Source organism: Sphingomonas antarctica (assembly GCF_965137005.1).
Lineage (GTDB): Bacteria > Pseudomonadota > Alphaproteobacteria > Sphingomonadales > Sphingomonadaceae > Sphingomonas_O > Sphingomonas_O antarctica.
Window position 1 is genome coordinate 87,263 of sequence record NZ_CBCRXM010000002.1, and the last position, 13,640, is coordinate 100,902.

Genomic DNA, 13,640 nt, shown 5'->3' on the forward strand with positions numbered 1-13,640 from the left:
GCGCAACTCCCGCTATCCACAGCTGTGGGCGGAATCGCCGGCCTGTGGACAAGCGCGGGTGCGAATCATCGGCGGAGTCCGCGGAAATTTGGCGGGACGGTCATCCCCATTGCTGCCCTCGCCTTTCCCCCCAAAGTTATGCACAGGTGACGGGTGGCGCGCCTCCATCTGCACATGCTGTCGGACTCGACGGGCGAAACGCTCGAGCATCTCGCCGCCGCCGCCCTGGCGCAATTCGACGATGTCGAAACGCTCAAACATTTCTGGCCGATGGTCCGCTCCGAACGCCATCTGGCCCGCGTCCTGACCGAGATCCAGCAGAACCCGGGGCTGGTGCTGTTCACTTTGGTCAATCAGGAATTGCGCGGGAAGCTGGAGGCGGCGTGCCATTCGCTGGGGTTGCCTGCGGTGGGCGCGCTCGACAGCGTCACCGCCGCGCTCCAGGACATGCTCGGCCAGCGCGCGGAAGGCAGACCGGGGCGGCAGCATGTCCTCGACGAAGCCTATTTCGCGCGGGTCGATGCGATCCAATACACCATCGCGCATGACGACGGCGTCGGCGCGGACAATTGGGAAGAGGCGGATATCGTCCTCGCGGGGGTCAGCCGCACGTCCAAGACCCCGACATCGATCTACCTCGCCAATCGCGGGTACAAGACCGCGAACATCCCGTTGGTGCCGGGCGTTGCCCCGCCCGACAATCTGTTCACGCTGAAACACCCGCTGGTAGTCGGATTGGTGACGAGCGCGGAGCGGCTGGTGGCGGTCCGCCGCAACCGGCTGCTGTCGATGGGACAAACCGCCGATACCGATTATGTCGATGCCGAGCGGGTGGCCAATGAGATCGCGCATGCGCGGCGGATGTTCGCCGACAATGGCTGGCCCATGATCGACATGACGCGGCGATCGATCGAGGAGGGTGCCGCGGCGATTATCGGCTTGCTGAGCGAGCGCGAGGCGGCGGCGTGACGCTCGTGCTCGCCTCCACATCGCCGTCGCGCCGGCTGATGCTCGAAAATGCCGGCGTGCCGTTCGAGGTCGTCAAACCCCTGGTCGACGAGGATGCCGCCAAGGCGTCACTCGGCGATCTGCCGCCGCGCGATCTCGCCGATGCGCTCGCCGAACTGAAGGCGCGCAAGGTGTCGGCGTCGCGGCCGGGCGATCTGGTGCTCGGTTGCGATTCGGTGGTCGCGCTCGATGACGGCACGCGGATCGACAAGCCGGGCGCGAATCTGGCGGCGCAATTGCGGCTGATGTCGGGGCGGACGCACCGGCTCCATTCGGCGGCGGTGGTGTGCGAAAACGGCCAGCCGGTGTGGCGCGCGATCGAAGTTGCGACGATGCACGTCCGCCAGCTCAGCGACGCCTTCATCGCCGATTACGTCGCGCGCGATCCCGAAGCCCAATGGTGCGCGGGCGGTTATCGCATCGAAGGGCCCGGCGCGCAGCTGTTCAGCCGCGTCGACGGCAGCTGGTTCGCGATCATGGGCCTGCCGCTGATCCCGCTGCTGGCATGGTTGCGCGCGCGGGGAGTTGTGCTGTCGTGACGCCATTTGCCGAGGTCATCGGCGATCCGATCGCGCAGTCCAAATCGCCGAGGATTCACGGGTTCTGGCTCGAAAAGCTCGGGATCGATGCGGCGTATCGCGCGCATCTGGTGGCGCCGGACGGCGTTGGCGCTTATCTGGCCGATCGCCGCACCGATCCGGACTGGCGCGGGTGCAACGTCACCATGCCGCACAAACAGGCGGTGCAACCGTTTCTCGACACCGTATCGCGCACCGCCAGCCGGATCGGCGCGATTAACACGGTTTATGTCCAGCAGGACCGGCTGATCGGCGACAATACCGATGGCGAGGGGTTTTTGGAGCCGCTGACGCAGTGGCTGGGACAGACGCATCTGTTTCGCATGGCGCGGGTGCTGGGTGCGGGCGGGGCGGCGCGGGCGATCACGGCGGCTTTGGTCGATCATGGGTTTACGCTGGTCGTGGCGGGGCGGGATGCCGCCAAGTGCGAGACGATTCTGGCACAATTGCCTGGCGAGCATCACGCGACGACGCTCGATCATTTTGCCGATCCGACCGATTTTGCGTTCGATGATCGCGACGGGCTGTTCGATCTCGTCGTGAATACCACGCCGTTGGGGATGGCCGGGCGCGAACCGCTGCGATTCGACTTCAGTCACGTCCCGCCGGGCAGCATCGTTTATGACATCGTGACGTCGCCGGTGCGCACACCGCTGTTGATCGAGGCCGAGACGCGTGGATTCCGTACGATCGACGGCCTGGCGATGCTGATCGGTCAGGCCGCTGCGGCGTTTCGCCTGTTCTTCGGAGCAGATGCGCCGCGCGAGCATGATGCCGAGCTTCGCGCGTTGCTCGAATCATGATCACCATTGGCCTGACCGGTTCGATCGGCATGGGCAAATCGACCGTCGCGGCGATGTTCGCCGATCTGGGCGTGCCGGTGTTCGATGCCGATGCCGCCGTCCGCCGCTTGCAGGGGGCGGACGGCGTTTTGCTCGCCCCTATCGAGGCGGCGTTTCCCGGTACCACTGGCCCGCAAGGCGTCGACCGCGCCGCATTGTCGCAAGTCCTGCACGACCCCGCCGCGCTCAAACGGCTCGAAGCAATCGTTCATCCTGCGGTGGGCGAAGAGCGCGCGCAATTCCTCCACGACCATGCCACGGCGCCGATCGTCGTGTTCGACGTGCCGCTGCTGTTCGAAACCGGCGGCAACGATCGGGTCGATGTCACCGTCGTCGTGTCCGCGCCCGCAGCGGTCCAGCGTCAGCGCGTCCTGGCGCGTGACGGCATGACGCCAGCCAAGTTCGACGCGATCCTCGGGCGGCAAATGCCCGATGCGGAAAAACGCGCGCGCGCCGATCATGTCGTCGACACCGCCGCGTCGCTGGACGAAACCCGGGCACAGGTAAGCGCGCTGATTGAAGGGCTTAGCGCACAACTTGGCGGCGGTTGAGGGTTGACCCGAAAGCGCCTACGTTAAACGCTTCATGCGCGAAATCGTCTTCGATACCGAAACCACCGGCCTCGACCCGCAACAGGGCGACCGGGTGGTCGAAATCGGCTGTGTCGAACTGATCAACCGGTGCGAGACGGGCAATGTTTATCACGCCTATTTCAACCCCGGCATGCCGATGCCGTCGATCGCCGAACAGGTGCACGGGCTGAGCGACGCGTTCCTTGCCGACAAGCCGTGGTTCGAGGATCAGGTCGAAGACCTGCTCGACTTCCTCGGTGACGCGCCGCTGATTGCGCACAATGCCAATTTCGATTTCGGCTTCGTCAATAACGAGCTGGGGCTGTGCGGCCGCCTGCATTTGCCGATGAGCCGGATGATCTGCACCGCGGCGATGTCGCGCAGCCGCCATCCCGGCGCGAAACATTCGCTCGACGCTCTGTGCTCGCGCTATGGCATCGACCGCAGCCACCGCACGCTGCACGGCGCGTTGCTCGACGCGCAATTGCTGACCCAGGTCTATATCGAGCTGACCGGCGGGCGGCAGATCGGGCTCGACATGGCGTCGCCGGTGGCGGTGGAAACCGTGGCGCACGTGATGGTCACACCGCTGCAGCGCACGCCGCGCTACGCCACCGTCACCAATGCCGAACTGGAACGCCACGCGGCGTTCGTCGCGAAGCTCGACGACCCGATCTGGGCGTGGGGCCAAGCGGGCGAGTCGGGCGTTGGCCAGAGTAACCGGGCTGCGTAAAAGGGCCGGGAGATAAATTTGAAACTGCCAAAGGAGGCGCACAAATGGACATTCGCGTATCGGGTCACCAGACCGACACGGGGACCGCGCTTCAGGGCCATGTCGAAGACCGGCTGAATGCGATCGCCGACAAATATTTCTCGCGCACGATCAGCGCCAATGTGACGTTCGGCAAGGGTCCGCACGACAATGGCTTCACCTGCGATATCATGGCCAATGTGATGAAGGGCACCGTGCTGAAAGCGCATCACGATGCCCAGGACGCCAAGCTCGCCTTCAACGGCGCGGCGGACAAGATCGAAAAGCAGCTGCGCCGTTATATGCGCCGATTGAAGGACAAGACCGGCAACGGGTCCGACGAAATCGAGGCGATCGAAGCGGGCTACACCGTATTCCAGGCGCAGGACGACGAAGACGAAGTCGCCGACAACATGCCGATCATCGCCGAAACGCGTGTCGATGTCCCCGAAGCCACGGTTGGCGACGCGGTTATGATGCTCGATTTGCGCCACACCAACGCCATGCTGTTCAAAAACAGCGGAACGGGTTATTACAACATGGTCTATCGCCGTGGCGACGGTACGATCGGTTGGGTCGAACCCGCGCGCGCCTAAAGGATATAAGAGAAACTCATGTTCGATATCACGCGCCCCGGCGCGGTGGCCCCCGCGATGCATGTCGCGGGGAAAAAACCGCTGTTCCACGAACTCGCGGCGATGGCGGCGAAGGCGCACGCCCTCGACGCGGGCGAGATTCTCGAATTGCTGACCGAGCGTGAGCGGCTGGGCCCGACCGGGTTCGGCGGCGGCACGGCGATTCCGCACGCGCGCATTCCCGGACTCGATCATGTCGTCGGCAGCTTCGCGCGGCTGACGCATCCGGTCGATTATGCCGCGGTCGACGGCGTGCCGGTCGATCTGGTCTATTTGTTGCTGTCGCCCGTCGATGCCGGTGCGGCGCATTTGAAGGCGCTGGCGCATGTCAGCCGGCTGCTGCGCGACAAATCGTGCGTCGCCAAGTTGCGCGATGCCGGGTCGTCGGATGCGATCGTCGCCTTGCTCGACCCCGAGGATTGGCGTGACGCCGCCTGACGCATCTCCCGGGGCAGCGCATCACCGCGCGCTCGAATCGCTGTATCGCGCGGCGCCGATCAATTCGCTGTTCCCGTCGAAGCTGGAGATTGTCGAAGACGGGTTTGCGCGCATTCGCTTCACCGTCGGCAGCGAACATTATCACGCCGCGGGCGCGCTGCACGGTACCGCCTATTTCAAGATGCTCGATGACGCGGCTTTCTATGCCGTCAACAGTTTGGTCAGCGACCGGTTCTTGCTGACCACCGCGTTCAACCTGCTGTTTACGAAACCGCTCAAGGCCGGTGAATTGATCGCCGAAGGGCGCTGGATCAGCGGTAAACGCCGCGTGTACGTCGCCGACGCGCGGCTGATCGACAGCGAAGGGGAGGAAGCCGCGCGCGGCACCGGCACCTTCATGCGCTCGCAAATCCCGCTCTCGTCGCTGCCCGGCTACGCGCGGCCATGACCCTCGCCACCGGCGTGGCGGTTTCGCTCATGCTGCGGCGCACACAAGACGCGGGCGGGTTTGCCACGGTGCTGTCGAAAGGCGGGGCAGAGGGCGGCGGCATCCTCGTGCAATGCGCCGAACGCGGGCTGACGACCGCGCTGATGGAGCGTCAGATGGCTTCCGGCTTTCGTTATGAATGGCGCCCGACCGGTCCCGACTCACCCGAAAAATGGGCAGACTATGTTGCGCTGCGGAAAAAGTCCGACCCGGATTTGTGGGTTATCGAACTGGACGTCGCGGATGCGCAACGGTTCGTCGCGGATAACTTTGCGTTCGATTGACTTCATTAACCGGTGACCGGACATGCAGGCTTCGGACCAACGCGTAGCCGCGCTTGCCCCTGAATTCACCGGGGTGGCACGGACGCAGACGACCGGACGGGTGGGGCATCACCAATACGACTACCGACGATGCTTCGTTGCGTTCGGACGCACTATGATAATGTTTGAATGTCGATTTTGTTTCGTGCCGCAAGTGTCGCGGCCTCTGCTTTCTTCGCTTTTGCCGCTGCCGGCGGCCTGACAGGCGGCGCCACGCTTCGCGCCCAGTTTGTCGATCCGGCCTCCATCGCCACCACTGCGCTCCCGGCTTCGCCGGATGTGGCGCGCGCGTCGGACGATGGCATTTCGATCCCCACGCCCGAAGCGCAGGACGCGCCAGTGTCCAAGCCGGTGGTTCAGGCGCTCGTCGAAGCGCCGGTCGATGCGACCCAGCATAATTGCGTCGCCACTGCGGTCTATTACGAGTCCAAGGGTGAACCCGTCGCCGGCCAGTTGGCCGTGGCGCGCGTCATCATGAACCGCGCCAAATCGGGCCGCTTCGCCAAGACGCCCTGCGGCGTCGTGACGCAGCGCAGCCAGTTTTCGTTCGTCCATGGCGGCAATCTGCCGACGCCCCCGGAAAACGCCGCGTGGCGCCAGGCCAAGCTGATCGCCCGCATGGCGATGGGTGACGTCTATGCCGGCCCCGCCGCGACCGCGCTGTATTTCCATGCCAAGCGCGTCTCGCCCGGCTGGAACCGCACCAGCCTGGGTGCGATCGGCAACCACATCTTCTATCGCTAGAACGCTTTTCAGCGTTCTATAGACGTTCTAAAGGGAGTGGATGCTCGATGCGTCCGCTCCCTTGATCGCGCGTGATGTCGCGCGCGGCGCGGCGCGGTTGCTGATGCGTCACGATTGCCTGGCCATCGCCGAAGTATCGCTGGGCAATGGCCGCCGTGCCGATTTGATGGGCCTGTGCCCCAAGGGCAATGTGACCATCGTCGAGATCAAGGTCAGCCGTGCCGATCTGCTCGGGGACGCCAAATGGCCCGAATATCTCGATTATTGCGACCGGTTCTTCTGGGCGATTCCCGAACATCTCGACCGCGCCTTGCTCGACCGGCCCGAATTGATGCCCGAACGCGCGGGGCTGATCGTCGCGGATCGTTATGATGCGGCGATCGTCCGGGAACCGGCGCACCATCCGCTCGCGCCGTCGCGGCGGCGGGCCGAAACGCTCAGGTTCGCGCGGCGCGCGGCACGGCGTCTGCTGGTCGAAATCGACGATGGGATCGTCGCGCTTATCTAGGCTCAGTTGGGCCCGTATTTGGACTTGGGCTTGGGCTTGGCCTCGTCGATCTGGCGCAGGATCACCGCTGCCCGGGGATCGCGCGCGGCATAATCGCGCGCGCTGAGCCCCGATCCGGATTCGGCTTTCAACGGATTGGCGCCGGATCGCAGCAACAAGGCGACGATCGTCGTATCGTTGTTCTGCACCGCGCGGGTCAGCGCGGTTTCGCCCAAGCTCGACGTCAGATCGGGCAGCGCACCCCGTTCGAGCAACAACGATACGCCCTCGCTCCACCGCAGCTGCGTCGCGATCAGCAAAGGCGCCTGCCCCTGTTTGTTGCGGAGGTTGGCGTCGGCACCGCGCGACAGCAGGAAATTGAGATACGTCATGTCGCGCCGCCGCGTGACGATGTGCAGCGCGGTGTCGCCGGTCGCCTGATCCTGGGTATTGATGATGACCTGCGCCGACCCCGCCTTGGACAGGATCTCGGTGATCTTGGTCCCGTCGGAATCCTTGATCGCCTTCAGGAACGTATAGCTTTGCGAAAAGCCTATCTGCGCGGCGGCGGGAACCGCCAGCGCCAATGCCGCACCGGTGATGATCGTCCTTAGTCGCACGCCCGAATTCCCTCGCTGTCGCACCCACTTGCGCGCCGACGCCTCGCACCGCAAGGCTGAGGCGATGCTGAACAGATTTATGCTTTTTCCCGTTCTCGCGCTCGCCGCTTGCCAGCCTGCGGCCAAACCGCCGCTCGACGGCGCGCGCATCGGTGGCCCGTTCGCGCTACAGACGACCAGCGGGCGCACCGTCACCGACAAGGATTTCGCGAGCAAGTATCGCATCGTCTATTTCGGCTACACAAATTGTCCCGACGTCTGCCCGACCGACATGGCCAATCTCGGCCGCGGCGTCGCGCAATTCCGCAAAAGCCATGCCGGCGCGCCGCCGATCGCGCTGATCTTCATCACCGTCGATCCCAGACGCGACACCCCCGACATAGCGTCGAAATTCGCCCACGCCTTCCTACCGGACGCGGTCGGCCTGTCGGGCAGCGATGCGGCGGTGGCCGGCGTCAAGACGGCATTCGCGGTCTATGCCAAGGCCGAGCCGGGCGCGACGCCGGGCAGCTACCTCGTCGATCACACCCGCACCTCCTACCTGATGGATCGTGACGGCAAACCGATGGCGATCCTGCCGTCGGAACAAAGCGCCGAAGCGGTCGCGACGGATCTGGATCGATGGGTGAATTAACCCCCTGGTGGGAGACGCTCCCGCTGAAACAACTCGACGCGGCGCAATGGGAATTGCTGTGCGACGGGTGCGGCAAATGCTGCCTGCACAAGCTCGAGGATGAAGATACCGGCGATTATTACCCGACCAACGTCGCCTGCCGCCAGCTCGACCGCCGCACCGCGCAATGCCGCGATTATGCCAATCGCAAGATGCTGGTGCCCGATTGCATCCAGCTGAGGCTCGACAATCTCGAGGAATTCGACTGGCTGCCGCGCACCTGCGGCTATCGCCTGCGCGCCGAAGGGAAACCGCTACCCGAATGGCACCACCTCAACACCGGCAGCCGCGAAAGCGTCCATGAAGCCGGTGCCTCGACGCGCGGCTGGACGATTTCCGAAGTCGATGCCGGCGATCTCGAGGATCACATGGTCACGGATCGCGATGTCTGAGCTGGTGTTTTCGGGCGGCGGGCGGCGCCGCGAACTCGAAATCGTCCGCCGTCCCGGCACGCGTGCGATGCGCCTGTCGGTCGATCCGCGCGATGCCAGCGTGCGCCTGAGTGTTCCCCCACGTGCGGCGCTGCGTCCCGCTCTGGCTTGGGCGGCGACCAAGCGCGCCTGGGTCGAGGCGCAGATGGAGAAACTGCCCGCGCCGCTCCCGGTGCTGCCGGGCATGGAATTTACCGTGCGCGGGCAGCACGTGCGGCTGGACTGGTCTCCCGATCATCCGCGCGGCCCCAAACGCGTCGGCGAAATGCTATGCGTCGGCGGCCCCCTCGAATCGCTCGCCGCCCGCCTGACGCGCTGGCTCAAGGCCGAAGCGCTGCGCACGCTCGAAACCGAAACGCGGGAACTCTGCGCGGCGCGCAATCTCGCCATCACCACCGTCCATGTCGGTGATCCGCGTGGGCGCTGGGGCAGCTGTTCGTCGTCGGGGGCGATCCGTTATTCGTGGCGGCTGATCCTCGCGCCGTCGGACGTGCTCAGCGCGACGGTCGCGCACGAAGTCGCGCACCTCGTCCATCTCGACCACTCGCCGGCCTTCCATGCCGAGGTTGCCCGGCTGTTCGGACGCGCGCCCACTGCCGAACGCCGCTGGCTCAAAAGCCACGGCACCGCGCTTCACTGGTTTGGGCGCGAATCCTGATTTGATCGGTCGCGGCGCTGGTCGCGCGGCGGTTCGGTTGCGGGACGCTTGCCGGTGATCGATTCGACCAGATCGCCGATGCGGTCGCGCCGGTCTTCGCGTCGATCGTCACGCCGGTCCTGCGGCGGCGGCGGCGCGGCGGCGGGATCGTCATAGGGATTGGGGATCGCCGATGTTGTCGTTTCGGTCGTCGTCCCCGGCGGGTCGGCGGGCATGCCGTTCTCGTCGACGAACTGGCCTTCGCTGTCATTGCCGAAATAGGCTTCGTTATCGGGTTCCAGCTGCGTTTCAGGGAGCGTCACGGCGGTCTGGAATTGCTCGACCGGGCGCTTGGCCACGGCGATCTTCATATATTGCGCAAAGGCCCGCGCGGGCGCGGTGCCGCCCATCAAGCCCGGGATCGGGCGCGAATCGTCGCGGCCCATCCACACTCCGGTGGTGATCCCGCTGGAGAAACCGAGGAACCAGCCGTCCTTGTTCGACGACGTCGTGCCGGTCTTGCCCGCCACCGGGCGGCCGATCTGCGCGGCGCGCGCGGTGCCGGTGGCGACCGCGGTCTGGAGCAGGTCGATCATCTGCGCGGCGACCTGCGGCGCGACGAGGACGTGGCTGGCATCGAGTTCGTGGCGATACAGCACTTCGCCGTCCGCCGACGTCACCTTGGTGATGCCATAAGGCGCGATGGCGATGCCGTTGGATCCGACGCTGGCAAACGCCCGCGTCATGTCGATCAGGCGGACATCGGATGTACCCAGCACCATCGACGGGTGCGTGTTGATCGGCGTGGTGATGCCGAACCGCCGCGCCATGTCGGCGATCGTCGTGGTGCCGACCTGCTGGCCTATTTTGGCCGCGATGGTGTTGATCGAATAGGCAAAGGCTGTGCGCAGCGTGATCGGCCCCGAATTGTGCCGCGACGAATTGCGCGGGCTCCAGCCGTCGATGGTCACGGGTTCATCGACGACCTGGCTCTCCGGTGTGCTGCCCGCCTCCAGCGCGGAGAGGTAGACGAATAGCTTGAACGCCGATCCCGGTTGCCGCACCGCCTGCGTAGCGCGGTTGTAGATCGACGCGACATAATCGCGCCCGCCGACCATCGCCCGCACCGCGCCGTCACGGTCGAGGCTGACTAAAGCGCCTTGCGCCCCGGCCGGGCTGTTGGCCTGGATCGACGCCGTTGCCGCGCCCTGCATGCCGATGTCGAGCGTGGTCCACACATCGATCGGCTGCGTCGTTTCGTCGATCAACGTATCGAGCTGCGGCAACGCCCAGTCGGTGAAATACCGTACGCTGTTCTGCTTGGCTTCGGGCGCGAAGACGATGTTGTCGGGGTTCGCCGCTTCCAGCTCGGCGGAGGACAATTTGCCCTGTTCGCGCATCACGCCCAGCACGACTTTCGCCCGCGCGACGGCGGCATCGCGGTCGGCGGAGGGGCTGTAATTCGACGGTGCCTTGACCAGTCCGGCGATGACCGCGGATTCGCCCTGGCTCAGCGTCGTTGCGCTGTGTCCGAAGAATTTGCGGCTCGCGGCGTCGATGCCGTAAGCGCCGCCGCCGAAATAGACCTTGTTGAGGTACAGCTCGAGGATCGCATCCTTGGTGAACTTGCGTTCGATCGCCAGCGCCAGAATCTGTTCCTTGATCTTGCGCGTCCAGCTGCGGTTGTTGGTCAGGAACACGTTGCGCGCCAGCTGCTGGGTGATCGTCGAGCCGCCCTGCTTGAAATGGCCGCTGGTCGCGCGGACGTAGAAACTGCGCGCAATGCCGATCGGATCGATGCCGGGGTGATAGCGAAACCGCTTGTCCTCGACCGACACCATCGTGTTCTTCATCGCGTCGGGAATGCGCGAATAAGGCAGCCATTGCCCGTAACTCGGCCCCAGCGAGACGATCACCGTGCCGTCCGCGGCATGCACGCGGATCATCTGACCATTGGGACTCGATTTGAGCTCGGCCATGCTGGGCAAAGACGAATAGGCAACGGCCACCGCGACGATCACCGCGATCAACGCCGCGCCGAACACGACCAGGCTCCAACGGAACACCCGCGCAATCATCTGTGGCAACCCCATGTCATCGCGCGCGCCATTGGGGACGGGGGGTTAGACGAGGCGTGAACGGGTGGGAAGGGCTACTTCCCCTCAAAACCCAGCGCGACCGAGTTCATGCAATAGCGCAGTCCCGTACTGTCGCGCGGCCCATCGGGAAACACATGCCCCAGATGCCCGTCGCATTTGGCACAGCGCACTTCGGTGCGGACCATGCCGTGGCTGACGTCGCTATGTTCGACCACCGCATCGCTCGACGATGGTTCGACGAAGTTCGGCCAGCCGCTCCCCGAATCGAACTTGGCGTCCGATTTGAACAGTTCGTTGCCGCACCCGGCGCAGCGATAGGTGCCGGGTTCATGATTGTCGTTGAGGATACCCGCGAACGCGCGCTCGGTGCCGCCCTGGCGCAGCACGGCGAATTGTTCGGGGGTCAGCTTTTCGCGCCACTCGGCATCGGTTTGGGGCATGTCGGTCATGGCACGAATGTGGGGCTTGGCGGCACAGGTTCAATCCCCGATCCGCGTCACCTTCGCAGCCAGCGCGGCCAGCGACGGCATGACGCCAATGCTGCGCACTCCCAGCGCAGCAAAGCGCGGGTTTTCAGCGGCTTGCCACAAGAGTTTCGCAATCCCGACCGGCCGCGAAGTGCGCCGCGCGAAAGCGCGTTGAAAGGGTTCGGCATCCATCCCGCGGGTCCAGAAATCCGCCGCGGCGATGCCGCTGGCGACCGCGATGCCCATGCCCTCTCCGGCCAGGCTCGGGATGCACGCCGCCTGATCGCCCAGCCGCCACACGCCCGCTTGGGTGGTCGTCGCGCGCCAGCCATAAGGCACACTGGCAATCGCATCGATCGGCTGCGACCAGTCGGCCTGCGCCAGCCGCTCGCCCAGCGGCCCGTTGCCGATCTGCCGCAGCAACGTCGCGGGATTGCCGTCCGCTTCTGCCAGCCGCGACTTGCGCACCGCCAGGCACAAATTCGCGCTGCCATCCTCCTGTGCGACCAGCCCGACATAGCCGCGGTCGAACAGATGCAGTTCGATCGCCCCGCCGATCAAGCGGGCCAGCGACGGATGCGGCGGCAGCCGCAACCGCAGCCCCAAGGTCGGATCGCCCGCCGCCTTGGGCCGCATCAACCCGCGCAACTCATGCTTGCCCGTGGCGAGGAACATCGGCGCGCCGTCCCACGCCTTGACCGTGACCCCGCGCTCGACGCCCGCGCCCGCCGCCTCGGCGCGCAGCAGCATCAACCTGTCGAGCACCCGCCGCGACACGCCGATCGCGCCGCCGGGCAGAGGCGCCGATGCCGTCATCTCACCCGCAAACACGCGGACATGATCGACCGCATGGCCCGGCACCGCGACACCCAGCCGCTCGAGCGACGCGAGTGTCCGCCAGCTCAAAAACCCGCCGCAGATCGCATCGCCGGTTTCGCGCTGGCGCTCATGGATCACCGGCCGCTCGCCCGCCATCGCCAGCGCGATCGCCACCGCGCTCCCCGCCGGCCCGCCACCGGCGATCAGCGGCGGTGTTCGACGCACAACCGGAACGGAAAGATGCGGCGAACCACGGCGTTACGCACGTCCGCTTCGGCCAAAATCGCCGGCCACTCGCCGGGCCGGTAACTCCGCGCGATCGACAGCGTGCCGTCATGCTTCACGATCGGGTGCCAGCGCATAATCGTCGCGAGCAACGGAAAACCGAGATGCGCAAAGCCGTGCCGGTGCAGGTCGTTGACGAACCAACCGCGCGTCGCCTCGGCCTCCATGAATCGCACGAACGCCACCAACTGCGCGTGCGTCATGTGATGCGCGACAAGGCTGGACACGATCACGTCCCAGCCTTGACCGGCAAAATCCGCATAGTCGCCAACCCGCCAATCGATTGCCATGGCGGGCGGCGTCGCCTCGATCGCGGCGGCGCGGCTGCGCGGGTTCAGATCGACCCCGACCAGCCGCGCGCGCTTGCCGCGCCTGGCCGCCCAACGCGAAATGCTGCGCAACATATCGCCATCGCCATAACCGACATCGAGCACTGAAAATTCTGCAGCATCGCCGACCGCCCGCTCCAGAAAATCCAGTGTCGGCCGCCGCGCCATCGTCAGCGTGTTGACCTTGGCGAGGTCGTGGACCACCGCCTTATACGTCGCCTCGTCGAGATCTTCGGCATCCATCCGCTCCTCGGCGATGGCGCGCTCAGTCAGCATATGACGTCACTCCCACTTGTGGGAGGGACAGGTGCCGTAGGCGCCGGGGTGGGCCGACGCGCAAACAAGAGTGAGCACTCGCCCATGACCATGCCCCACCCTGCGTCGCTACGCGAAGCTGTCCCTCCCGCAAGCGGGA

General features: G+C 65.4%; 19 protein-coding genes. 14 read left to right on the top strand and 5 right to left on the bottom strand.

From position 1 onward, the window contains the following. The first annotated feature begins 153 nt into the window (after positions 1-153). The 11 genes from ACM9ME_RS02535 (at position 154) to ACM9ME_RS02585 (ending at position 6,886) form a co-directional block, all read left to right on the top strand. Positions 154-969: a pyruvate, water dikinase regulatory protein gene (locus ACM9ME_RS02535; protein ID WP_415641858.1), complete on the top strand. Its 816-nt coding sequence runs from the start codon at positions 154-156 to the stop codon at positions 967-969. Then, a complete protein-coding gene (locus ACM9ME_RS02540) occupies positions 966-1,547 on the top strand; it encodes a Maf family protein (RefSeq protein WP_415641859.1) in 582 nt (193 codons plus the stop codon). The genes ACM9ME_RS02535 and ACM9ME_RS02540 overlap by 4 nt, the downstream gene beginning before the upstream one ends. Continuing rightward, entirely contained in the window at positions 1,514-2,389 is an 876-nt protein-coding gene (gene aroE / locus ACM9ME_RS02545) for a shikimate dehydrogenase (protein WP_415641860.1), read from the top strand. The genes ACM9ME_RS02540 and aroE overlap by 34 nt, the downstream gene beginning before the upstream one ends. Further along, positions 2,386-2,979 (top strand): dephospho-CoA kinase, encoded by a 594-nt coding sequence (gene coaE, locus ACM9ME_RS02550; protein ID WP_415641861.1) that lies wholly within the window; start codon positions 2,386-2,388, stop codon positions 2,977-2,979. The genes aroE and coaE overlap by 4 nt, the downstream gene beginning before the upstream one ends. A 34-nt stretch (positions 2,980-3,013) precedes the next feature. Then, complete coding sequence (dnaQ, locus tag ACM9ME_RS02555; RefSeq protein ID WP_415641862.1) at positions 3,014-3,733, top strand: DNA polymerase III subunit epsilon; 720 nt, start codon at positions 3,014-3,016, stop codon at positions 3,731-3,733. Positions 3,734-3,777: 44 nt separating this feature from the next. Then, positions 3,778-4,347: a ribosome hibernation-promoting factor, HPF/YfiA family gene (gene hpf, locus ACM9ME_RS02560; RefSeq protein ID WP_415641863.1), complete on the top strand. Its 570-nt coding sequence runs from the start codon at positions 3,778-3,780 to the stop codon at positions 4,345-4,347. Between the two features lie 18 nt (positions 4,348-4,365). Beyond that, positions 4,366-4,824, top strand: coding sequence for a PTS sugar transporter subunit IIA (locus tag ACM9ME_RS02565; protein WP_415641864.1), 459 nt, complete (start codon positions 4,366-4,368; stop codon positions 4,822-4,824). Continuing rightward, entirely contained in the window at positions 4,775-5,272 is a 498-nt protein-coding gene (locus ACM9ME_RS02570; RefSeq protein ID WP_415641865.1) for a PaaI family thioesterase, read from the top strand. The genes ACM9ME_RS02565 and ACM9ME_RS02570 overlap by 50 nt, the downstream gene beginning before the upstream one ends. Further along, the gene (locus ACM9ME_RS02575) at positions 5,269-5,595 is read left to right on the top strand and encodes a DUF1491 family protein (RefSeq protein WP_415641866.1); all 327 of its coding nucleotides are present in this window, start codon (positions 5,269-5,271) and stop codon (positions 5,593-5,595) included. Before ACM9ME_RS02570 ends, ACM9ME_RS02575 begins: the two co-directional genes overlap by 4 nt. Before the next feature lie 168 nt (positions 5,596-5,763). Then, a complete protein-coding gene (locus ACM9ME_RS02580; RefSeq protein WP_415641867.1) occupies positions 5,764-6,378 on the top strand; it encodes a cell wall hydrolase in 615 nt (204 codons plus the stop codon). A 40-nt stretch (positions 6,379-6,418) separates the two neighbouring features. After that, positions 6,419-6,886 (top strand): MmcB family DNA repair protein, encoded by a 468-nt coding sequence (locus ACM9ME_RS02585; RefSeq protein ID WP_415641868.1) that lies wholly within the window; start codon positions 6,419-6,421, stop codon positions 6,884-6,886. A gap of 2 nt (positions 6,887-6,888) precedes the next feature. On the opposite strand, the gene ACM9ME_RS02590 is transcribed toward ACM9ME_RS02585, so the two are convergent. Beyond that, positions 6,889-7,485 carry an ankyrin repeat domain-containing protein gene (locus tag ACM9ME_RS02590; protein ID WP_415641869.1) on the bottom strand — a complete coding sequence of 199 codons (597 nt, stop codon included), beginning with the start codon at positions 7,483-7,485 and terminating at the stop codon, positions 6,889-6,891. 64 nt (positions 7,486-7,549) lie between these two features. Between ACM9ME_RS02590 and ACM9ME_RS02595 the strand changes: the two genes are divergently transcribed. From ACM9ME_RS02595 to ACM9ME_RS02605, 3 genes are read left to right on the top strand one after another with little or no spacing between them, the layout of a single operon-like run. Then, positions 7,550-8,119, top strand: coding sequence for an SCO family protein (locus ACM9ME_RS02595; RefSeq protein ID WP_415641870.1), 570 nt, complete (start codon positions 7,550-7,552; stop codon positions 8,117-8,119). Continuing rightward, positions 8,107-8,550, top strand: a complete 444-nt coding sequence (locus tag ACM9ME_RS02600) for a YcgN family cysteine cluster protein (RefSeq protein ID WP_415641871.1) — start codon at positions 8,107-8,109, stop codon at positions 8,548-8,550. The genes ACM9ME_RS02595 and ACM9ME_RS02600 overlap by 13 nt, the downstream gene beginning before the upstream one ends. Next, entirely contained in the window at positions 8,543-9,247 is a 705-nt protein-coding gene (locus ACM9ME_RS02605) for a M48 family metallopeptidase (protein ID WP_415641872.1), read from the top strand. Before ACM9ME_RS02600 ends, ACM9ME_RS02605 begins: the two co-directional genes overlap by 8 nt. Here ACM9ME_RS02605 and ACM9ME_RS02610 read toward each other — a convergent pair. The 4 genes from ACM9ME_RS02610 to ACM9ME_RS02625 are packed head-to-tail and all read right to left on the bottom strand — an operon-like array spanning position 9,223 to position 13,501. Continuing rightward, a complete protein-coding gene (locus ACM9ME_RS02610) occupies positions 9,223-11,319 on the bottom strand; it encodes a transglycosylase domain-containing protein (RefSeq protein WP_415641873.1) in 2,097 nt (698 codons plus the stop codon). The genes ACM9ME_RS02605 and ACM9ME_RS02610 overlap by 25 nt on opposite strands. Positions 11,320-11,378: 59 nt before the next feature. After that, entirely contained in the window at positions 11,379-11,774 is a 396-nt protein-coding gene (msrB, locus tag ACM9ME_RS02615; protein WP_415641874.1) for a peptide-methionine (R)-S-oxide reductase MsrB, read from the bottom strand. 30 nt (positions 11,775-11,804) lie between these two features. Beyond that, a complete protein-coding gene (locus tag ACM9ME_RS02620) occupies positions 11,805-12,836 on the bottom strand; it encodes an NAD(P)/FAD-dependent oxidoreductase (RefSeq protein ID WP_415641875.1) in 1,032 nt (343 codons plus the stop codon). Then, positions 12,815-13,501: a methyltransferase domain-containing protein gene (locus ACM9ME_RS02625; RefSeq protein ID WP_415641876.1), complete on the bottom strand. Its 687-nt coding sequence runs from the start codon at positions 13,499-13,501 to the stop codon at positions 12,815-12,817. Before ACM9ME_RS02625 ends, ACM9ME_RS02620 begins: the two co-directional genes overlap by 22 nt. Positions 13,502-13,640 lie beyond the last annotated feature (139 nt).